The sequence below is a fragment of the Chryseobacterium sp. genome (assembly GCF_019236175.1).
Lineage (GTDB): Bacteria > Bacteroidota > Bacteroidia > Flavobacteriales > Weeksellaceae > Chryseobacterium.
In genome coordinates, this window is the sequence record NZ_JAFAJM010000003.1 from 25,681 (window position 1) to 46,301 (window position 20,621).

The following is a 20,621-nucleotide window of genomic DNA, read 5'->3' on the forward strand; positions in this document are numbered from 1 at the left end:
TCAATGCCCACACTAAAAACTGCAAGAGAACAGAAAAATCTGACCCAGGAAGAATTATCGGAAAAATCAAAAATTTCTGTAAGAACCATTCAGCGGATCGAAGCAGGCACAGAGCCTAAAGGACATACGCTTAGAGCATTGGCCCAGGCGCTGGAAATCGATGAGTCTTTATTGCAGAGTCCCGTTATTCCCCCGCAAGATGAAGATATACATAGAGAACCTTTGAAGGAAGCTGAAGCTGTTAATTATACTTCCGCCAAAATGATGAATCTTTCCTCTCTGTTATTTGTGGTATTGCCGCCACTTAATATTCTGGCTCCTTTTCTTCTGATGTTTATACTGAAACAGAGGAACAGTTTAACGAAGCAGATTATTTCTTTGCAGATGTTCTGGACTGCCATGGCACCCATTGTATTTATGCTTGGGATCTTTTTAAAGCTGGGGCGTCAGTTTACCCTTGTTCTTATGATTATTATTGTATTGTCCAATGTAGTCATGATCCTGAGGAACGCTTCAGAAATTGATCGCAAAAAGAAATTGTATTTTAAGTTGAAATTCAGTATGATATAGGCGTTGTCGTGACTTTGTCGGGTTTTTGTCAGGTGTGTTTTTAATGAAATCATGGATGAAAATATAACCTTTGTCAAAAATAGTAACAATGACAAAGTATATTCATTTTATATTCATCTTTTTTATTGCATCCTTTGGCAATACTGAAGCACAGATAACAAAAACTGATGCCCTATACAAAACAATTATGTCCGGAGACAGCTTGCTTTTTTCAGTTGGCTTTAATACATGCAATGCAGCACAAATGGAAAACTTACTCAGTGACCGGCTTGAATTTTATCATGATAAAGATGGCTTTTCTGATAAGAAAAAATTTATGACTGACTTCAACAACGGTTTATGCAGACCTTCAAAAACATATAAAGCCAGAAGAGCTTTAGTGGAAAAAAGCACTGAAATCTATCCGATGTATAAAGACGGAAAATTATATGCTGCCATCCAGAACGGAGATCATCTGTTTTTTGAAAAAGAAATGGGACAGGAGGAAAAGCTGACCGGTTCTGCCAAGTTTACCAACTTGTGGGTTCAGGAAAACGGTGTGTGGAAACTGAAACAATCATTGAGTTTTGATCACAGGGAGAAAAAAGAAAGGGAGGATACGGATGTTTTTGAAAATGATCAGTTAATGGAAAACTGGCTGCAAGAAAATAAAATTCCAACACTGGGGCTGGGAATCATTGATCATGGAGAGCTTAAACAGGTAAAAGTTTTCGGAAAAATAAAAAACGGGGTTTCAGCACCCTACAATACCTGTTTCAATGTAGCTTCCCTTACCAAGCCTGTAACTGCAATGGTTGCTTTACAATTGGTGAGTCTCGGAAAATGGAAGCTGGATGAACCTCTTGATCCGTACTGGATAGATCCTGATATTGCTGATGATTCCAGACATAAAAAATTAACCACCCGCCTTATTCTGACCCATCAGACCGGTTTCCCAAACTGGAGATGGATGAATAAAGATAAAAAACTGAATTTCCAATTTGATCCGGGAGCAAAATACCAGTATTCCGGCGAAGGATTTGAATACTTACGTAAAGCACTGGAGAAAAAATTCGGAAAGCCACTGGAAGCCCTTGCCAAAGAACTTATTTTTCAGCCCCTTAAAATGGAAGAAACGAATTATATCTGGGATCAGAATACAGATGAATCCAGATTTGCCATCGGATATAATAATGAAGGTAAGCCTTATCCGGTAGAAAAAAACAAAATTGCAAATGCCGCGGATGATTTACATACGACAATAGAAGATTACGGAAATTTTATGGTGAGTGTTATGAGAGGAGGGAATCTGAAACCTGAGGTATTTAAAGAAATGATAAGAAAACAGACGAAAATAAAGGAAAATAAATATTTTGGATTAGGTTTTGAGGTATATGATCTGGGAAATGATGACTATGTCTTATCGCATGGAGGAGCAGATCAGGGGACACAATGCATTAGTTTGGTTCATCCAAAGTCCGGAAAAGGGATTGTTATTTTTACCAATGTAGATGATGGTTCTAAAATCTATGAAAAGCTGGTTCTTCATTATCTGGGGGAAGCAGGAAAGAAAATTGTTGAGATAGAGAATAGATAAAGCCGGCCATACAATGCTTTGGCACAAAAAATCATAGGTATAAAACAAAATAAAAAATGCATTCTGCAAAATATCAATGTGTATCTTTGAAAAGCTGAGCCATCGGCTGTATGAATAATTTCTATTTAAAGTATGCTTTTAGAAAAATTACTTAAAGAGTTTAATGTAGACACTAATACCTTTAGTTCGGAAGAGTCTAAGTTATTTGATCAGTATTTTGAAAGATTACAGGTCAGGAAAAATACATTTCTGATTAAAGAAGGAGAAACAGAAGGGTATAGTTATTTTGTTTTTGATGGCATATTACGCTGTTGGCTATTTAATCACAAAGGAGATGAGCAGACTTTTTGGTTTTGCAAAAAAGGTACTTTTTCGTTGTCGAATATTTCATTTACATTGCAGGAGAAATCTGCCTTTAATGTGCAAACGATTGTAGATAGTGTGATTTATCGGATAGATAAAAAGAAAGCAGCCGAATTGTATTCTGCCATTCCGAAAGTAAAAATAGTTTTTGAAGAACTGACAGCCTTATTGTTGGATAAAATTTTAAAAAGAAATATTGATCTGATTAAGTATTCTCCCGAAGAGTATTATCTGCAGATGATACATGAATATGGGATTACATTAAATTATATTCCGTTAAAAGATATAGCTTCCTATTTAGGAATAACTCCACAAGCATTAAGCAGAATACGTAAGCGTATTTTTTAACCTGGGTTCAGTGTTTTACAGAGAGAAGTTCTGACCTTTGCTATTCTAAATTTATAATGATGATTAGAGAAATTAATATAACAGATTATCCGCGTTTAATAGAAATTTGGGAAAGTGCAGTGCTCAATACACATGATTTTCTTAAAAAAGAAGACTTTTTATACTACAAGAAACAACTTCCTGTATATTTTCAGCATGTCACCTTGCTAGGTTTTGAGAAAGAGGGTAGGTTAGTGGGTTTTATAGGAGTTGCTGAAGAAAATGTTGAGATGTTATTTGTTGATAATACATGTAGGGGTACAGGAATAGGGAAAAAACTAATCACTTATGCGATCGCTCATCTGCAGGTAACTAAAGTTGATGTAAATGAACAAAATGTTCAGGCTGTTGATTTTTACAAATACGTTGGGTTCAATATACTGAGAAGGTCAGAATTGGACGGGGCCGGTAAAGAATATCCTGTATTGCACATGGAATTGTAGTTGGTAACGATATAATAACTAAAAAAGCCTGTATTCAAAAAATACAGGCTTTTTTAATTATTATTTTACTTTTTCCAAAAGGTATAATTTGGCTCCTGAAAAAGCCAGTTTTGGCATTAAGTTGCCTTCTAAAACCATGGTTTTATTATTGGCATCAATTACTGAAATATAATTATTGGAATTGTATTCAATATAGTTTTCTTTCTCTTTCGTCAGAGGGTTTTTTCCGAATTCCAGAGAATATTTTACCCAGTCTTCCTTATCGGAGCTGCAATGTACAGGTTTGAATTTTGACTTTTTGGCATTGAAGATCATCTGATCAAAACTATTCTCGGTACAGTCCGAAGTAAATGATCCGTCAGGATTCTGATCTTTGGAAAAATCTTCAAAAGAACCACGATAAACACCTACTATTTTCCATGTGCCGTCTAAACGGTCTTCATCAATTTTACCCTTTGCTTTACTTACTGCCCAGCTGATTCCGTTAACAGTTCCTTTGACAGCTTTATAGCCTACTTTTGCAACACCGGTTACTACTTTTGTTGCTGTTCTTACAACGCAGGAATTGAGTACAAGTATGGCCGAAGCCAGAAATATTATTTTTTTCATTTCATCAAGTTTTATGAATCAGCTGCGAAGATAATATTTTTTGAAAAACTGGAAAGATCTTGAAAATTGTATAGATTAAATCATATAATTTGTTTTTAAATATTTGTTTTTCAGTTTCTTTGAGGGAGATTGATTTTCTTATCCGGTTCTTTGGTATTGCAGATAATCTGCCGAACGTCAGAGGAAGGAAGTTTCTTTATATGATGAAAAAAACCGACAATATATATAGCATACTGCCGGTTTGGAATATAAAGTTAGTAAGTATGCCGGATTCTAAGTTTTATATTCTTTTTATAGGTAAGACTACAGGATCAAAAATAGTTGCAAACGTGCAAAAGAACAACGCCTTTATTATTCAGGAAGTTTGAAGAATTATAACCTGTATTTTCAGATTTTATGAAGATGATTATAAAACAAACAAGCAATTGCTTGTTTTGATACTATAAAAAATCATCCTAACCCTTTAAGTTTGTATATCGTTTCTTTTCATAACGGAAACTTTATGATGATAAATCTTCAGCACTGTTTCCCAAACGGTGCTGACATTTTTTGAAATTTACTTTCGAATCCGGAAATGTAATATCATACTGATTCTTAAAGAGGAGGAGGCTGATGATGATTATATAATGGCTTTACTCATGGATTCCATGAAGTACCTCACCTCCCTGCAGGGAAAGTTCAACAGCCTGATTACTGTAGAATCTCATTTTATTTTCGTAATCAGCTATTGCTGCAGATATAGGTGTATTATTTACCACTGCCTGATTGATATTTTCCATTAATAAAGCAGCATCCATAAATGCCGTATTGGCGCCCACCCCGCCGGCAGGGCTCATGGTATGTACAGCATCTCCTAAAGCTGTTATATTTCCGGAAGCCCATTTTGGCTTCGGTAAAGACGATCTGATGGGAGTCACTGATAAGGACTTTGGTTCCGCCTGCTCGAATAATGCCCTAAGCTGAGGGTGCCATGTATGGGTTAGCTTGAGAACAGAATGGTAAATTTCTTCTGCCGGTTGCTTGTAGAAATCTTCAGACTGCCATCCAAAAACTTCAGGATTTCCAATAAAAGCCCAATAAAAATAATTACATATCGGGCTCAGAGGCTTCCAGGATTCATCCTTTTTTGTAAAATCAAATACCATAGAATCTACAATCAGAGAGAAATGACGGTTGACAATAACAGAAGTCCCTTTCCACAGTTCTGGAGATATAGTATTCCGGGTCTCCGGAGAATAAAATGTCCTGCCATAAATGGTTATATTTCCTGTATTGACTTTTTGATCTTTGCAGTATTCTGTTCCGATTTTTGAATGAACACCGTCCGCCGCAATTACAAAGTCTGTTATAAATGAAGTTCCATCTGAAAATGATAGTTCTACCTCTCCGTTTTCCAGTTGCTTCCAGCTGTTGAGCTCTTTTCCAAAATGAATATCCCGATGCAAATTCTGAAGTAAAATCTCCCGTAAAGTCAGACGGTTAGGTTTTAAGTCCGGTACTTCTTTAACCCCGTCACTCCAGGATTCCACAAGTTTATTTTCTGAAGGCCTAAGCTCTGTTGTTAATATATTCATACCGCTATAACTGGCCGCACATGTGTTAAGAAAGAGCTGATATAAATCTTTGGGAAGACAACTTTCTAATGCTTTTCTACCCGGTTCATTGATCCTGATTCTGTACCCCTGGGTACGGGTATTTGTAGCAGTGTCTTTTTCAAAAAGACTATATTCTATTCCCTGTTTTCTTAATCCCTGAGCAAGGCATAGCCCTCCTAATCCCGCACCGATAATAGCAATGCGTTTGTTTTTGTATTTATTTACTGTCATGATTTATTCATCAATCCTGGTATTGGTTTCTTATGATTGATGAGAACAAAATTAGAAGGAGAAGAGTGAAAATCCGATATTCATTTCATGGTGATGATGGGACAAATCATGGCTTTTTTGATCTGAACTCCAAAGCAGTCATTCCCGTTCCTTTTTTGAAGAAGCGTGAGAAATAAACAGGATCATCATATCCCAGTTCAAAAGCAATCTGTTTCACATCATTTTGGGTATAAAATAATAAACGGCGGGCTTCCAGGATAATTTTTTGACGGATCCAGAAGCTGGCCGGATATCCGGTAACTTCTTTTACCACCTCATTGAGGTAAAGTGGGGTAATGGTAAGAAGACGGGCATATTGCTGTACTTCTTTGCTGGTTTTAAAATTTTCTGTGATGAGCCTCTTGAATTGTCTTGTGATAGAATATTTCTGAGCTTTCTTTTGAATTTCTGAAATCCGCGTCTGCATCATTTTTGAAACAATGATTCCAATAGCCGATTCTGCGAGTGAATGTTCAACGGAAGAATTATTCAGGGTATTATCTTTTTCTATTTTTTCAAGAACCGGAGGAATATCAAAAATAAGATCATCTTTTTCAAGAATTATGTACTGATGAATCCACTGATACATATCCAGGATGTCTCTGTAAGATTCGGAAAGAACTCCTGCCTCTGCAAATAAAAACCAGCCTTCATTATCTTTCTGACGAATATAATGATGAATTTGTCCGGGAGCAACAAAACATACCGAGGGACCTTTCATTTCTATGGCATTGAAATCTACTTCAATAATGAATTCACCTTTCTTTTGTAAAATAAACATATAGTGATCATCCCTGTGAATTTCAGCCTGTTTCTCATGTAAAACAGAAAGGGGCATCACTTGTATGCCAAAGTTGTCCAGCTGATTGAAATGCGAAGGAATAGTCTGATGTTTTTTCAAAGGGTTAGAGATTCAGGAATTAAAGATATAAAAAAATCCTCCTTAGCAAGTAAGGAGGACATGTAAGCCAGTTCGTTTTATAGGTATGAGCTACAAAACGAAACTGTTTTAAAAACTAATATTAATCATTTTATGTATATCCAGAAGCATACAGCCGATAATCAGTACACCTGCCAGTACCGCAGATAAAATATAGGTGGCCAGCTTATAATAATCCATTCTGAATTTTTTTTCCTCGTGATTTCTCCCTGATCCTCTGTATTCAGCAAGTCCGTTTTCGTTGGGTGGGTTTTCATTTGAGAATCCCCGGGGTCTGGAAGAAGACAGAGAAGATAAGGATTCGATATCCTTATTTTGACTAATAATACCAGTCAGCAACTTTTTATTTTCATTGTGCCTTTTCTTCGCGGCTTCCGGTTTTCCGTCAGATCGCAATAGGGTAATTACTTCATCAATTTTTCTTGCATATTGATCATATTCCTGGCTGATGACTTCGAGTCCTTTTTTAGATTCTTTTATTTTCTCTTCATTTTCCCTATGTCGTTTTTCATTGTATTCAATCTGTCGGGTAAGATCATCAAGAAGCTGTTTTTTCTCTTCTTTCAGGTCTTCTTTTTCTTTTTCAAATGCTGCAATAGAATTTTCAATAGCACGAAGCTTTTCTTCGTGAAGATGGTCAATTTCCTTTTTAAAACCTACGGCATCAACAATTTTGAAAAGTCCTTTTTGTTTTACAAATTCACCGATTTCATGACTTTGAGTGAAATAAATAGTATCATAGGCATTCAGAAGTTCAAGGGCTTTACTGAAAAATATCTGCAGCTGTGCCGGATTGGTTTCGCAATAAACGACCAGGTAATGGTTACTGGTCTGAGTGAAATTCAGATCATCAGTATCGCGTACATTAAAACCTATTTTATCAAAATCTTTAGGTTTGCGTATGGAAAAGTTATCCGAGTGATTTACCGTAATGATCCCGTCGGTGAGATTGTTTTTTTCAAGGCTGTTCTGAAAATCATTCAGGGCATTGATGATAATTCCTTCTGAAGCAACTTTATTGATAAAAAGCAGGCTTGATCCTATAAATGTACCTCCTCTGTCTGAATTTTGCTCTTTGGCAAAAGTATACACAGAGTAGGAGATAAGATTACGGCCTCCTGCATAATCTTTCCTCACAGCATAAATACGACTCTGAGGGAAAAGTTTAATGGCATCGGTCTTCAGATCAAATGTTCTGATTTCTTTGGCAACTTCCTTATTTCCACCCAGAAAAAAGGATTGTCTGAAACCATTGGGATTTCCAAAAGTCCCGAATGCTGAGAAAAAATATGTATTATCCATTAATTTGTAAAACTAAATTTTAAACGTTCCCAGAATGTTCCTTCATAATCCAGGTCGTATCCTGTAATACTTCTGTAGAGCCATTTTGACAATACTTCCGCAGTAGAAAGATTGAGAAGATTTATTCTTTCTCCACCGGTTGCATTTTGCACACTTCCTACGGTGTAGTAGGTTTTGCTTAATCCATATGTGTCGATACGCTGTGCTGTCATAGGAAGACGGTCTGAAATAAAGCCATCAAGTTCTTCGGCACTTTCCACATCCATTCTTCCGGATTTATCCCATTTGGAAACAACCAGTATTGCGTTTACCGACTTCAGATTTTTACCCTTTCTTTCCAGTTCATCCAGAAATTCATTGATCAGAGAATCATCTTTGTAGGCAGATTCATAGCTTGTAACAATAATGAATGTAAGTGGAATATTGGCATTCAGAAAAGTTTCAATACTACTGTGGTAGCTTCCGCCTCTTCTGATATCGTTATGATTTTCGCCGGAAGTTTCCAGAAAAGTAAGGTCTATGGGGACCACTCTTTTGGATTTATTATTAGGTTCAAAAACAAGGTCCAGCCGTGTTACCTGATCTCTTGTGGTTCTGTTGGGAAGTACTCCCAGACGTATATTTTCAAAAAAATCAGAGAGGAGTACATTAGCCTCTTTGGAATTCGGTGTACCCAGTTTGGGTCTTAAGACTCCTGCGTAAGATCTGAGATAATAAAGCATTGAAGAAAGAATAACAGATTTCCCGGACTCCGCAGTACCAAAGAAGAAAACGAAGTTGCTTTCCTTATTTTTAATATCATTGGAAATGGTTTTGGCTATCGGAACAAAATCTTCTTTCAGGTCGTTCTGAAATTCAAAAGATAAGGGTTTTAAAGCTTCTTCAGTTTCGATTTCGAAAGATAACGGTTTTAAATTTTCGCTGTTTTCCATGGCTTAGTTGTTTGGGATTATTGTTTTTCCGCTTCTTTTATTATTGAATACACTGCCTCCGCTATTTCTGTTGTAACCTCCGGGACTTGTGACCAGTAAAATGATAATTACGATTACGAAGTCAAGTAAAATACAGCCTGCAAGAACTACAAACTGATACATTCCGAAGTTTTTAATAGCATGTTCAAAAGCGAAACCTATTTTTCCTACCTGCTGAGTCTTTGATACGACAGGTTCAAAATGGATTTTTTCATTTCCCAGTACGGTTTGAGCTCTGCTTCCCAGTTTGTTGTAGTCTGAAAGCGATTCATCAATCAGACCCTGAGACATTTCGTCTTTCTCTTTTTTAGATAAAAGAAGCAGGTCCTGTATGTTTTTATTCCATTTTAAAGCCGCATTATTGATATCTGTTTTTAAAGCTCTTTCTTCAGGCGATAGATCAGAAATCATATTGTCGATCTGTTTTCCCATTCTTTCTGAAAGGTCTTCATAGTCATTTCCTACAGGAGTCAGAAGATCCACCTTCTGGCCGGTCAGTTTTTCTATATCTCTGATTAATGACTGAGCACGGGTTCCAATTCCGGTATTTCCGGGATCTTTAATCTGCTCCATCAATTGTTTTTTCTTAATCTCAATATTTTGGGTGGTGATTTTGTTGTATTTATAACTTAATTTTGATTCCACATCATTTTCCAGAGTGGTGAAGTTTTTATTGATGTCCCGAAGTTCATCAGTATAAATATCCGTTTTCATAAACCTCGTGTATAAGGCATTGAAATTGGCAATGAAGCAGAAAGAAGCAATAAAAATGTAAATTCCGACAAGACTTCCGGTAGGTTTGCCTTCCAGTTTGGCATTTCTTAGCATCCAGCATAAGAACAGGAGTAATAATGAAAGTACTAATGCAATGACAAATGATGCGGGGCCAAAAATCTGTTGCAGGCCAAGCCAGGTCTGATAGAAACTTACACTGATCAGTAGTAATGCGAGAATTCCGAGAAAAAGATCTGCAGGAGTCGTTTTTTTATTCATAATGTATTGTTTGTTTTTTCGAATAGGATCAGATAAAACACCTTGTTTTATAATGTTCGAAACTACAAACAACGATCAGAAGAACATTACGGAAAACCGTAAAACGATGCCTCTTCGAGGGAGAAGGGCATAAGAAATTTATGAACCTGTAGAATAATAAAAATAGAGACTATGAAAAATAAAACGCTGTATCAAAGCAGTATGATCTGCCAATCTGAGAAAACCCTGCTTTTAAAACCCTGAATTTTCTCAGATTATACAGAAAATTATACTAACGGTTTTCCTTCAGATTTTAGTTTATTGATCAAAGGATTAGCGTACATGGTAAGAAAATATTCCCTGGAAACAGGATCTTTAGGATCAATACGCATTTCCAGTCTCCGGATAAACAATTGCTTTTCCTGTTCTGTATATTGTGAAGCGTAGGTATTGGTATTATGAATCAGATCGTAGGCAATATACTTGGTGGGCCATAATTTATAATTTCTGATAATAGAATCATCAATGATCTGTGCAATTGCCTGCAGCTGTTTGTTTTTATTATCAATATGAGCTGCAATTTCATCCAGTTCCTTATCAATTACGTGTCCTGCATGAAGATGAATACGCTTCTTTTGTCCTAATATTCCGCTGAGCATGGTGGTAAAATCTTCATTTTTACCCTTGATATATTCTTCATCTCTGTGCTGGGCCAGAAGCTGAGGCATTTTTAAAGAATCGGTAGGATCATACTCATAAGAAATGGATACGGGAACAATTTTCAGTGACTTAAAATAATCTGTCAATGGCTGATCTCCGGCGGCCATGGCCAGCATTTTTAAAACCCCCTGCTGAGTGGCATCATTCCCGTTTTTTGTACGGCCTTCTCGCTGGGCAATCCATACGGAGCGGTTTTCATGATGCAATTGCTGATCAATATATTCAGACATGGTTTGTGAACTTCTGAGCTGGTCGCGAAGAGATAATCCTCTTTGAACTAAAAAATTACGGTTCAGTTTGGCCAATACATTCAAAAAATTTCTCTTTACAAGATTATCACCGATAGCCGAGGCAGTCATAATATGTCCGCTTTCCAATAATACAAGATTAAGAAGTGAGGTATCCAAAACGATATCCCTGTGATTTGAAACGAAAAGGTAAGGTGTATTTTTATCCAGCCGGTCAAACCCCGAAGTCGTTAAACCATCAGAACTTTTGGCAAGAATCTGACGGACAGTATGTGCTACAAAATGATGTTGAAAATCACTTATAGAATGAATATTTTTAAACTGTTCCAGCCAAATCTGCTCTTCCGTTCCCGGAAAAGTAAAATTCATCAGTGCTTTCATCATCGGATCGCGGGATACTTCCGCTAATGCGTCATTTACTTCATCGTCATGAAAATACCGGATTTCATCAAACTTCGACATGTGATTATTTAAAAATTAAACTTTTTGCAAAAGAACAAAAATTTATCCGAGGTTCCTCTATGATGGATGTTAAAGTATTATGATAAACGTAATACTGTTAAAAAATCATGAGTTTTTTAAGATGGATGTGCTCATTGTTTATAAAAATGAGTCTTTATACCCATTAATTTGAATCATTTTTAGCAAAGGGTCTCGTTTAGACTGTATAAGAAAAAAACCAAAAGGATGAGATCCTGTTGGTTTCTGGTCACAATGTTAAGTAACATTAAAGGATGATCGTATATCGTTTCACTCACTTGTATTAAGGGGTCAGATAATAATAGGTAAAGGTTTTAGGTCCGGACGGAGCAGGAACAACTGCACCAATGCTTTGCCCATTTATACTATATTTCAGAACCATAGTGTAGGTATTTCCTGTAACATATTTCAGTCCGTTTGATGTTGCCATACTGGTGGTAAATCCGATATCCTGGGTTGTATAATTGGAGTATGCTATAGTATTTACCGAGTCTACCCAGCCTGTAACGGCGTCAGCAGGAAGCTGTACCTGTAAGTAATATTTATAGATGTCCGCAATATAAGTACCGATGGATGGATACCCCGGACTTCCAGCTTTCTGCAGGTATACAATTTTCTGATCGGTGGGATAAGGCGAGGGTACCGGAACCGTCGCTGTAAAGGGACCGTGGATGGTAGGTGCTCTCTGATATTCGGATTTAAAATCAGCAATCACTTTTTCTCTGTTACTGAGTGATATGGTACTTCCCTCATTGACTATGAAGTTATTCCCCATAAGCTGTCTTGTAAGATCATCACTGTTGATTTGAGGAGTTTCTTTCATGGCTGAAGATTCGTTTTCAGGGCTACGGGTGGGGTTTAATTCGTCCTGGTTTGAGCAGGAGATCACCGACAAAAAGACGGCAGATAAGAAAATTAGTTTTTTCATGGTAAAATATTTTGATGGGGTGTATGATTCTGTTATTTGAGAAAATCAAAGAAACTAAAAAGACGCTGTCTAAAAAATAAGAAATCAGCAAGTGTACGAGAATGACGGATAAGTGTAGTGGAATGACGGATAAGTGCAGTAAATTAAATAAATTTCAAACGGGGCTGTAAAATTTCCTGTAATTCAGAATTTCTACTAAATTGATTTTCATTTTTGCGGTCTAATAATTCTACAATCACTGTGAAACAATTATCAATTTTATGGGCTGTCTTTTTTATGGCATGGATGGTCAGTGCACAAGAGTTTGGAAATCAGGGAGAAATAACCGGAAGGGTTGTGGATTCCAATACGGGAAATGCAATAGGAAATGCCAGCATTGGGCTGCTTAATCCGAATAATAAAGAAATTAACGGAACGATTTCTAATGAAAAAGGCGCTTTTTTAATTGATCATATTGCAGCGGGAACTTATAAAATTGCTGTATTTTATGCAGGGTATAAAAATAAAACAATTGCCGATCTGCAGATCAGTACCAATACATCCCGTATTACGCTTGGCGATATTCAGCTGGTGAACGGAGAAACTGTTCTGGAAGGAGTCACGGTGGTGGGCAAAAAAGCAGTGATCGAAAATAAAGTAGATAAAATTGTATTTAACGCCGCTAATGATGTGACTTCCCAAAACGGAGCCGCTATCGATGTATTGAGAAAGGTACCTCAGGTAACGGTAGATGCAGACGGAAATGTGGAGCTTCAGGGAAATTCCAATATCCGGTTTCTGATTAACGGAAAACCGTCGGGTATTTTCGGAAATAGCCTTGCTGATGCACTGGCTTCCATTCCGGCCAGTCAGATTAAAAGTATAGAAGTGATTTCCAGTCCGGGTGCGAAATACGATGCACAGGGAACGGGAGGAATTATTAATATTGTTTTAAAAGATAATAAGATCAGAGGAATCAACGGAATTGTAAATGCTACAGGAGGAACATTGTTCGAAGCCGGATCACTCAATCTCAATTATAAAAACAATGCGCTCAGCATGAATGCTTTCTTCAGCGGAAATGCCCAATTAAAAGCGAAGACTCCTTTTTCTCAGGACAGAACATCAAGAGATGCTTCCTCAAACACCAATACCCATTTATTACAGGACGGGTATACTGATTTTCAGAGACAGGGCTACCGTACAGGATTAGGATTTGACTGGACGCTTAGCAAATCCAGTACTTTAAGCGGTTCATTTTCTTATAACAGCTTTTCCAACAAGAGCACGGGGCTTATCAATCAACAGCAGTATATTACAGATCATATAACTTCCGATGTAACGTCTATTATCGGATACAGAACTTCTGACAACCGTTCTTCTGTTCATTCCGTTGATGGAAGTCTTAGCTTTAGAAAGACTTTTAAAAAAGAAGGACAGGAGCTTACTGCTGATTATGTATTCAGTTATGGCTCTCCGAAGAGCAGTTATCTGCAGACTCAAAGTCTGTCAGGAGCAACGTTTCCGTATAATGGAATTTCAGGCAGCAATCCGGGAACGGATAACAGTCATAATCTGTCTGTGGATTATGTTCATCCGTTCAATGATAAGGTGACCTTCGAAATGGGAGCCAAAACCGTACAACAGCATATCACCAATGCTACGGATGTTCATATCCTGAATACTTCATCCGGTCAGTATGAAACAGATCCTTTACAATCTTATCATCTGAATTATGATATGGGAATTTATGCAGCTTATTTTTCTTCAAAGTTTAAACTGCTGGATTGGCTGGATGTAAGAGCAGGGCTGAGGTATGAATACACAACGCTCAAAATTGATTTTCCGGATACGAATATTCCGTCCTATGGCTTGCTGGTTCCGTCATTCATTCTGTCTCATAAGTTTGAAAGTGGCGAAACATTGAAATTATCATATACGAGAAGGGTAGAACGTCCTGAATACACAGAGCTTAATCCTTTCCTTAATTTCAGCGACCCTCATAATATTACCACAGGAAATCCTGCATTGAAACCGGAGATCGGGGATAATATGGAATTGGGATATACTAAGAATTTTGCTAGCGGAGGTAATATATCCCTGACTCTTGCTGAGCGTATCAATAGTCAGGATCTAAAGCAAATCACAACCTTTTATCCTGTGTTTACGGCTAATGGTACGGAATATACCAATGTATCAGTTACAGCGAGAGACAATATCGGAAAAGAATATAATTCCGGCGGAATTGTCTCGGTTTCACTTCCTTTTTTTCATAATAAAATGAATCTGAGAACAAATGTGATGGCATTTCACCGCTATATTGTGAGCCAGATTTATGTAGGCAATTTGGATATGGGAATGCGTTATCGGGTGAATCTGAATCTGAATTATCAGTTTCCGAAGAATTTTATCCTGGAAGTATTCGGTAACTATAATTCAGCTGCAAAAAATATACAGGGAAAAAATCCGCAGTCTGTTACCTATACCTTTGCAGGAAGAAAAGAATTCTGGAATAAAAAAGCAAGTTTAGGGTTTACCATTACCAATCCTTTTAATAAGTATATCCGACAGGTGACCACAGTGAACACCGGAGATTATGATTCTTATTCGGTAAGAGAACTGCCTTACCGTTCTTTCGGAATCAGCTTTAGCTATAAATTCGGAAAAATGGACTTTAAAAAGGAAAAAGACATCAGTAATGAGTACCTGAACGGGCCGCAGACTAATTAAACAGTACTTATTTGATTATTATTTCTAAAAAGTAATGTTTTATAATACCTGTATAAATAATCATAGGTAATCATTTCAAATAAGCGTTGTTCCGAAATAAATAGCCTGTTGACAGCCATATGGAAAATACTTTGGAAAAAGTACTGCAAAGTAATAGAGGGATCATTCTCAGAAAGCAATAGCAATTCCTCTAGGGTGTCTTTACTTAAAGCAATATTGGCTGTTACCATTTCTCTGAATTCGGAAAAGTCTTCTGATTGTAAGAAATCTGAGAATTTAGGATAAAATATTCTGTATTTTTTATCTAATTGCTGGTTAAGTTTTTTATCAGCGTTGAATTCCTCTTTAAAAAGATAATTGGTATTCTTGATCCATTCTAGTTTTTGAGCTATCGGTAAATTGATTTCACTAAGGATCTGATCAATATAAAACATGATGCACATCAGCTTTTCTTCGTCATCTATCCATAAAAAAGGTAAGGTAAGAATACTGTTATGATAAAATAAAACTTCGGCATGAGAAACTGCAGATTCTCCATATCGTTCGATCTCTCTTGTATAAGTATCACTCAGTATATTGGAAATTTCTCCGGAACTTACATAGTCTTTCATCCCTGACATCAATGCATGAAGGACTTCATCTGAACAGGTATGATCTGATACATATATCCGGAGTCTCAGATGAGAAAATTCATCCTTATAGCGGATAAAAAACCAATGACTGATCTTCTGATCTTCCAGAAGTGATTGGGTCAACGGTTCAATAACATACTGAAGAATACTGTCTGCCGTTTTTATACCGGTATAAATTTTCAAGTAAAGCCAGTGATCTCCCGGTAAGAAACTACGTTTAATTTCCATGGACTGTTTTGTAAGCGGTAAAAATGTACTCATGCATGAATGTTTCTTCCTTATGATATAAAAATTCTTCGATTGTAATGGTTTTTTTCCGTTTTATAATATCCATAAACAGTAAAGCCATTTCATGATTTTGTAAATTGATAACGAGTTTGTTATCTGAAATAACCCATTTGATCCAGTTCGGAATATTTCGTTTTTTCTGCCATTCTTTAAGCCCCTGAAGCAGAGCATTTTGATTGTCCGATAATGTGTTTAAATGTTGTAATTCTTTATCATATACCTTCCATATTGCTTTTGAAAGAATAATTCCATCATATTCCACTCTGGGCAGCGTATGATAGATCTGTTCCAGATCACCCCAGCTAAAAGAAAGAACGGTACGTTTGTTTTGTGAATGATAATCACTTAAAAAATGATATACCGGCAATGAATTTGCTGAGTAATTATGGGCATTGGTAAGATAAGGTTTTACCTCTCTGTTAAGTTTTTTTGAATATAGAATCATTTTGTCCTGTCGGATTCTGATGTATAAATCATTCACCAGGATCTGATGTTCCTGAGATAAATTAGATTTTGCTCCGTAAGGAATTTCATATTTTCTTAAAGCAGGACGTCTCAGAACATTTCCTATACGGGATTGCGGCAAATGAGCAATTTCTGCTGAAATAACATCAGGGTTTAAATCATTTTCTTTTTGAATAATGGCTTCTGCATGGTTTTTAATTCCATGTTTCTGTGAACAGAATCTGGCCAGAAGACTTGCTCCGCTGTTTCCGCCACCACCGGTAAAAACTAGTTTTTCTTCTTCATTATCTGTGATTATTTCAGATAAAAAAGATATTGTATCCGAAAGATCTGTCCAGTTTTCTGTAAACCCGTTAAAATCTTCATCAGTTAATTTAATTATGCATTCATCAGTGAGAAGCGCTTCCTGTATCTTTCGGTTAAGTATTTGCTGAGCGGGAGATAATTTCAGGTTAAGTTCCCGATGACCTGATGACCGGGGAAGAACAATATCTTCAAGATAAGGATGTATGCTGTTATTCTGAATATGCTGAAGATACCCTATGCCTATTTCTGTATCCATTACGTAAGATAGGGAAGCTTCCTGCATTTCAAATCTTTTGTAGAAGGCCTTTTTAAATTTTGTAAATGCCGTTTCTTTAGGAACCGATGTAATCTTATTTAAAAACGTTACTGCTTTTTTAAGCTTCTTTTTCCATTCATCACTAAGTTCCCTATTATTCTGATAATACAGGTCTGTTTGTAGTAAATATTTTCTTTCGTATTCTATAGGGAACTGATTAGCAGCTATTTCTATTTCCTTATATTTTGCAGGATTATTGCTGGTATTCCCGTCGAGTTGCTGAATTTTTTCATATATTTCTTTGATCAGGATCAATTCAGAATCCGCTCCGGTTTTTTGAAGAATAGTGATCATATTTTCCCAGAAACTGTCTCCGGTAACATTAGGTTCGAGCTCGCTTATTAAAACCTGATTCTGAATGAGTTCTTCAACAAATTCGAGGGCTTCTTCTCCGGAAATAGCATCACTTTCAAGCATGTTGCCAAGTTCTGAAATCGTAAGTCCGTTTTGTGCTTTTTTCAGAATGTTTTCCAGCTCTTCAAATAAAGAGACTGTTGAAATGACATGTTCTCTTTTCCCTTTATAATATTCATATTCAATATATCGTATTTTATGTCCGGTATAATACAGGCTGTTATTAGGATAGAATAACAGATTTTTTCTGATGTGTGGAAGTGTGTTCAGATACTCTGCCAAAGCTACAAGAAAATGCATATCCGGTTTTGTATCCCGGATAAGAGACTGATGTTCACTGGTTGCTGAGGAAACTGCATTTTTTGAAAAATTTCCCAGATCCACTCCTGAAAATAAACCAAAAGGAGTACAACGTGTACTCATCCGGATGAAGTATTTTAAAAGGGTGTTTTTCAGATCTTTAGATAGAGGAGGAAGTGTCTGTTTTGTTTTTGCAGCGTTTTGCCACTTTAGCACTTCTTCATATAGATCCGGCGAAGCAAGATATAATGCCTCTAAAAACTGAGGCGAATAATATTCACGGATAAGGAGTTCCGGTGTTTTAAGGATGTTCTCAAACTTTTTAAAAGAAAAAAAGGGAGTACGGATAATAAAATTATCAAAAAACTGATAAGTGATGCGTGCCATTACTTTATTTCTTGTCTTTGAATTGGTAATCCGGATGTCCTAATTGCCAGAATGCAAATGCAAAAATATCTGCTGCATCTTCATACGCTTTTTTCTTAGAATTATCTATTCCGTGTCCTCCTTCAAAATCTATTTTTAATAAAACCGGGTTGTCAGATGCATTATACTCCTGAAGCTTAGCTGCAAATTTGGCAGGCTGCCATGCTACTACCCGGGGATCGTTATAGCCGCCTGTTATTAAGATAGAAGGGTATTTAACCCCTTTCTTAAGATGATGATAGGCATCCATTTCATACAGATAACTGAATTCTTCCTTAGTTTTTACTGTTCCGAATTCTTTTGTGGAGTTGGCTCCATTGGGTGTGTTTTCCATTCTTACCGCATTCATCAGCCCTACTTCTGCAATGGCTGCTTTTACCAGATCCGGTCGTTCGGTTATTGTTCTGCCTATAAGTAAACCTCCGGCACTGGCTCCCCAAACTGCCGTTTTATCGGGTTCGGAATATCCTTTTTTATGCATGTATTCAATACAGCTGATAAAGTCTTTCCAGCTGTTGGGTTTTGTTTCTTTAAAACCGCCTAAATGCCATTCTTCCCCTTTTTCTCCTCCTCCTCTTACGTGAGGATAGATCACAATACCTCCCTTTATAGCCCATAATAATGCAACTTTGGCATAAGTTGGGCTGAGAGAAACTCCGTAAGCTCCATAGCCTATAGCAAGCAGCGGCAGTTTTTCTTTTGGATTTAAATCTTTATTATAAATTATAGATAAAGGGATTTCTTTTCCATCATGAGATTTTACGGTGGTTTCTAAAATTTTTACATTTTTAAATTCCTCGAAATCAACAACAGGGTTTAAATTTTCAGGTGTGAATCTTTGATTCGAAATTTGAAATTTATATCTTCGGTTAAGACTATTCCATCCGGAACAGGCCACCCAGATATCCGTATAATTATTTGACTTGGTAGTGATGCTGATGCTTCCTGCGGAAACGGGAAGTTCAATCTGTCGGATTCCGTTTTTGAAATTATAAAAATATAATTTGGCTTCTACACCGTTTTTAGTTGTTGTTATAAATAGCCCGTCTTTTGTGGAATGAATGGTTTTAATCACTTCATCATCCATTTCTTTTATGATTATTTCCGAATGAATAAAATCAGGATTTTTCAATGATGTGCGGGCAAGAATATTGTTTTTTGAATCTTTTGCACTTATAAAGTAAATATCATTTTGTACAAAAGAATAGTCTGCAACCTTATCCTCCTTTCTGAATAGCGGTTTCCAGGTGATATGCTTATTATCGGCCAAATCGGATGAGTGAGCATAATAAGTATTGGAAAAACTGGCGGCTCCGCCAATCTTGGCTATTAAGTAACCGGTATTGTTGCTGTTAATAGAAACGATCGGGAAATCTTCTTGTTTTAAATTAAGTTCAGGATAATCGGCTTTCGATAATATCGGCTTGATTTTTTGTGGATCATCTCCGATTTTATAGAATACAGAGACCATATTTTTTAGAAATAACTCGGATTTATTATCCACAACCGGGTAGTGTAAATAGATGAACCCGCTGCCGTCTGGTAGCCAGGAAACTCCGGAATCTGATGGCCAGCAATGAGTAATAGTATAAGGCAATATTGTTTTTAGAGCAACATCAATAATGATCATTTCTCCAATTTCTTTTCCACTTTCAGTGAGACCAACGACAACTTTTGAGCCGTCATAATTAGGCTTCATATAGTTGATAACATATTCCTTATTGTTTTTTTTGTAGCCGGTGGGAGTAAATAACAGCTCCTCTTTTCCGTTAAAACCATTTCGGATATAGAGTTTTTGAGTGTTTTCAGTGGCTATTCTTTTGAGATAAAAATATTGATCATTATTTGTAATGCGTACATCATTAATGGTATATTCTTTCTTACTGTCAATTTCGTCTAATTTATCCAGCATGTATTGACGTGCAGGAATGGTACTGAGTACCTGATTCGCGTGCAGACTTTGCTCTTTCATCCAACTGATGACGGCAGGGTCTTTTAAATCTTCCAGATTACGATATTCATCTGTTACTTTTTTATCAAAATAGGTATCTGTAGCAGATACGGGGTGTATGAGTGTCTGAGAAAACAAGGTATGACAAGAAAGTATAAGGATGATTATATATTTCATAGACATTTTAAAATTACCGGATGATTGGTTTCTGTTTTTTTTGAAGCCATATAAAAGGCAAGATTTTTTACTGAATAAAAAATCTTGCCACTTCATAATTACTTATAAATTTAATATTGAAGTTCCCTGTTGTTTATCAGTTGTTAATGTTGCATCATCGTTATCCTCCATGGCGGCAATTCCTCCTCTGATAGTTTTTAAGCTTGATACTTTAATTACTGACATTTTGTTCAAAGACAATTTTTTCTGAGCTTTTAAGCTGTTCTTTTTCATGTGACCAAATTATTAATTAACGGAAGCAAAAATAGATTCTTTTCTATCAT

Annotated in this window: 17 protein-coding genes; 5 read left to right on the top strand and 12 right to left on the bottom strand. The window is 36.5% G+C overall.

All coding sequences use genetic code 11. The annotated features are described in order from the left end of the window. Positions 1-3 precede the first annotated feature (3 nt). From JO178_RS01600 to JO178_RS01615, 4 genes are all read left to right on the top strand, one after another. Positions 4-570, top strand: a complete 567-nt coding sequence (locus JO178_RS01600) for a helix-turn-helix domain-containing protein (protein ID WP_291930737.1) — start codon at positions 4-6, stop codon at positions 568-570. 88 nt (positions 571-658) lie between these two features. Next, complete coding sequence (locus JO178_RS01605; protein WP_291930739.1) at positions 659-2,146, top strand: class A beta-lactamase-related serine hydrolase; 1,488 nt, start codon at positions 659-661, stop codon at positions 2,144-2,146. A gap of 132 nt (positions 2,147-2,278) precedes the next feature. Then, complete coding sequence (locus JO178_RS01610) at positions 2,279-2,857, top strand: Crp/Fnr family transcriptional regulator (RefSeq protein WP_291930741.1); 579 nt, start codon at positions 2,279-2,281, stop codon at positions 2,855-2,857. 59 nt (positions 2,858-2,916) lie between these two features. Next, a complete protein-coding gene (locus tag JO178_RS01615; protein WP_291930743.1) occupies positions 2,917-3,339 on the top strand; it encodes a GNAT family N-acetyltransferase in 423 nt (140 codons plus the stop codon). A 60-nt stretch (positions 3,340-3,399) separates the two neighbouring features. On the opposite strand, the gene JO178_RS01620 is transcribed toward JO178_RS01615, so the two are convergent. The 8 genes from JO178_RS01620 to JO178_RS01655 all read right to left on the bottom strand — a co-directional run bounded on the left by JO178_RS01620 (position 3,400) and on the right by JO178_RS01655 (position 12,374). After that, entirely contained in the window at positions 3,400-3,948 is a 549-nt protein-coding gene (locus tag JO178_RS01620) for a hypothetical protein (protein WP_291930746.1), read from the bottom strand. Positions 3,949-4,580: 632 nt separating this feature from the next. Further along, entirely contained in the window at positions 4,581-5,774 is a 1,194-nt protein-coding gene (locus JO178_RS01625) for an FAD-dependent monooxygenase (RefSeq protein ID WP_291930748.1), read from the bottom strand. A gap of 106 nt (positions 5,775-5,880) precedes the next feature. Then, positions 5,881-6,714, bottom strand: a complete 834-nt coding sequence (locus JO178_RS01630) for a helix-turn-helix domain-containing protein (RefSeq protein WP_291930750.1) — start codon at positions 6,712-6,714, stop codon at positions 5,881-5,883. A 108-nt stretch (positions 6,715-6,822) separates the two neighbouring features. Beyond that, positions 6,823-8,055: a hypothetical protein gene (locus JO178_RS01635; protein WP_291930752.1), complete on the bottom strand. Its 1,233-nt coding sequence runs from the start codon at positions 8,053-8,055 to the stop codon at positions 6,823-6,825. Next, a complete protein-coding gene (locus JO178_RS01640) occupies positions 8,055-8,987 on the bottom strand; it encodes a hypothetical protein (RefSeq protein WP_291930754.1) in 933 nt (310 codons plus the stop codon). Before JO178_RS01640 ends, JO178_RS01635 begins: the two co-directional genes overlap by 1 nt. A gap of 3 nt (positions 8,988-8,990) precedes the next feature. Then, positions 8,991-10,019: a hypothetical protein gene (locus tag JO178_RS01645; protein ID WP_291930756.1), complete on the bottom strand. Its 1,029-nt coding sequence runs from the start codon at positions 10,017-10,019 to the stop codon at positions 8,991-8,993. A gap of 266 nt (positions 10,020-10,285) precedes the next feature. After that, complete coding sequence (locus JO178_RS01650; protein ID WP_291930758.1) at positions 10,286-11,428, bottom strand: 1-acyl-sn-glycerol-3-phosphate acyltransferase; 1,143 nt, start codon at positions 11,426-11,428, stop codon at positions 10,286-10,288. Between the two features lie 301 nt (positions 11,429-11,729). Next, complete coding sequence (locus JO178_RS01655; protein WP_291930760.1) at positions 11,730-12,374, bottom strand: hypothetical protein; 645 nt, start codon at positions 12,372-12,374, stop codon at positions 11,730-11,732. Between the two features lie 240 nt (positions 12,375-12,614). Between JO178_RS01655 and JO178_RS01660 the strand changes: the two genes are divergently transcribed. Further along, positions 12,615-15,083, top strand: coding sequence for a TonB-dependent receptor (locus JO178_RS01660; RefSeq protein WP_291930762.1), 2,469 nt, complete (start codon positions 12,615-12,617; stop codon positions 15,081-15,083). Here the strand turns inward: JO178_RS01660 and JO178_RS01665 are convergent. From JO178_RS01665 to JO178_RS01680, 4 genes are all read right to left on the bottom strand, one after another. Further along, positions 15,080-15,976 carry a thiopeptide-type bacteriocin biosynthesis protein gene (locus JO178_RS01665; protein WP_291930764.1) on the bottom strand — a complete coding sequence of 299 codons (897 nt, stop codon included), beginning with the start codon at positions 15,974-15,976 and terminating at the stop codon, positions 15,080-15,082. The two genes, JO178_RS01660 and JO178_RS01665, sit on opposite strands and share 4 nt — an antisense overlap. Further along, the gene (locus JO178_RS01670; RefSeq protein WP_291930766.1) at positions 15,933-18,131 is read right to left on the bottom strand and encodes a lantibiotic dehydratase family protein; all 2,199 of its coding nucleotides are present in this window, start codon (positions 18,129-18,131) and stop codon (positions 15,933-15,935) included. Before JO178_RS01670 ends, JO178_RS01665 begins: the two co-directional genes overlap by 44 nt. Positions 18,132-18,135: 4 nt before the next feature. Then, entirely contained in the window at positions 18,136-20,298 is a 2,163-nt protein-coding gene (locus tag JO178_RS01675; RefSeq protein ID WP_291930768.1) for a prolyl oligopeptidase family serine peptidase, read from the bottom strand. Between the two features lie 102 nt (positions 20,299-20,400). Beyond that, positions 20,401-20,571, bottom strand: a complete 171-nt coding sequence (locus JO178_RS01680) for a hypothetical protein (RefSeq protein ID WP_291930770.1) — start codon at positions 20,569-20,571, stop codon at positions 20,401-20,403. Positions 20,572-20,621: the final 50 nt, after the last annotated feature.

Bases quoted from the DNA above. Each gene is read 5' to 3' on its own strand.
- JO178_RS01615 (WP_291930743.1), top strand. From the start codon at position 2,917: ATGATTAGAGAAATTAATATAACAGATTATCCGCGTTTAATAGAAATT.
- JO178_RS01670 (WP_291930766.1), bottom strand. From the start codon at position 18,131: ATGGCACGCATCACTTATCAGTTTTTTGATAATTTTATTATCCGTACT.
- JO178_RS01625 (WP_291930748.1), bottom strand. From the start codon at position 5,774: ATGACAGTAAATAAATACAAAAACAAACGCATTGCTATTATCGGTGCG.
- JO178_RS01620 (WP_291930746.1), bottom strand. From the start codon at position 3,948: ATGAAAAAAATAATATTTCTGGCTTCGGCCATACTTGTACTCAATTCC.
- JO178_RS01675 (WP_291930768.1), bottom strand. From the start codon at position 20,298: ATGAAATATATAATCATCCTTATACTTTCTTGTCATACCTTGTTTTCT.
- JO178_RS01680 (WP_291930770.1), bottom strand. From the start codon at position 20,571: ATGAAAAAGAACAGCTTAAAAGCTCAGAAAAAATTGTCTTTGAACAAA.
- JO178_RS01655 (WP_291930760.1), bottom strand. From the start codon at position 12,374: ATGAAAAAACTAATTTTCTTATCTGCCGTCTTTTTGTCGGTGATCTCC.
- JO178_RS01665 (WP_291930764.1), bottom strand. From the start codon at position 15,976: ATGAGTACATTTTTACCGCTTACAAAACAGTCCATGGAAATTAAACGT.
- JO178_RS01650 (WP_291930758.1), bottom strand. From the start codon at position 11,428: ATGTCGAAGTTTGATGAAATCCGGTATTTTCATGACGATGAAGTAAAT.
- JO178_RS01605 (WP_291930739.1), top strand. From the start codon at position 659: ATGACAAAGTATATTCATTTTATATTCATCTTTTTTATTGCATCCTTT.
- JO178_RS01610 (WP_291930741.1), top strand. From the start codon at position 2,279: ATGCTTTTAGAAAAATTACTTAAAGAGTTTAATGTAGACACTAATACC.
- JO178_RS01635 (WP_291930752.1), bottom strand. From the start codon at position 8,055: ATGGATAATACATATTTTTTCTCAGCATTCGGGACTTTTGGAAATCCC.
- JO178_RS01640 (WP_291930754.1), bottom strand. From the start codon at position 8,987: ATGGAAAACAGCGAAAATTTAAAACCGTTATCTTTCGAAATCGAAACT.
- JO178_RS01645 (WP_291930756.1), bottom strand. From the start codon at position 10,019: ATGAATAAAAAAACGACTCCTGCAGATCTTTTTCTCGGAATTCTCGCA.
- JO178_RS01600 (WP_291930737.1), top strand. From the start codon at position 4: ATGCCCACACTAAAAACTGCAAGAGAACAGAAAAATCTGACCCAGGAA.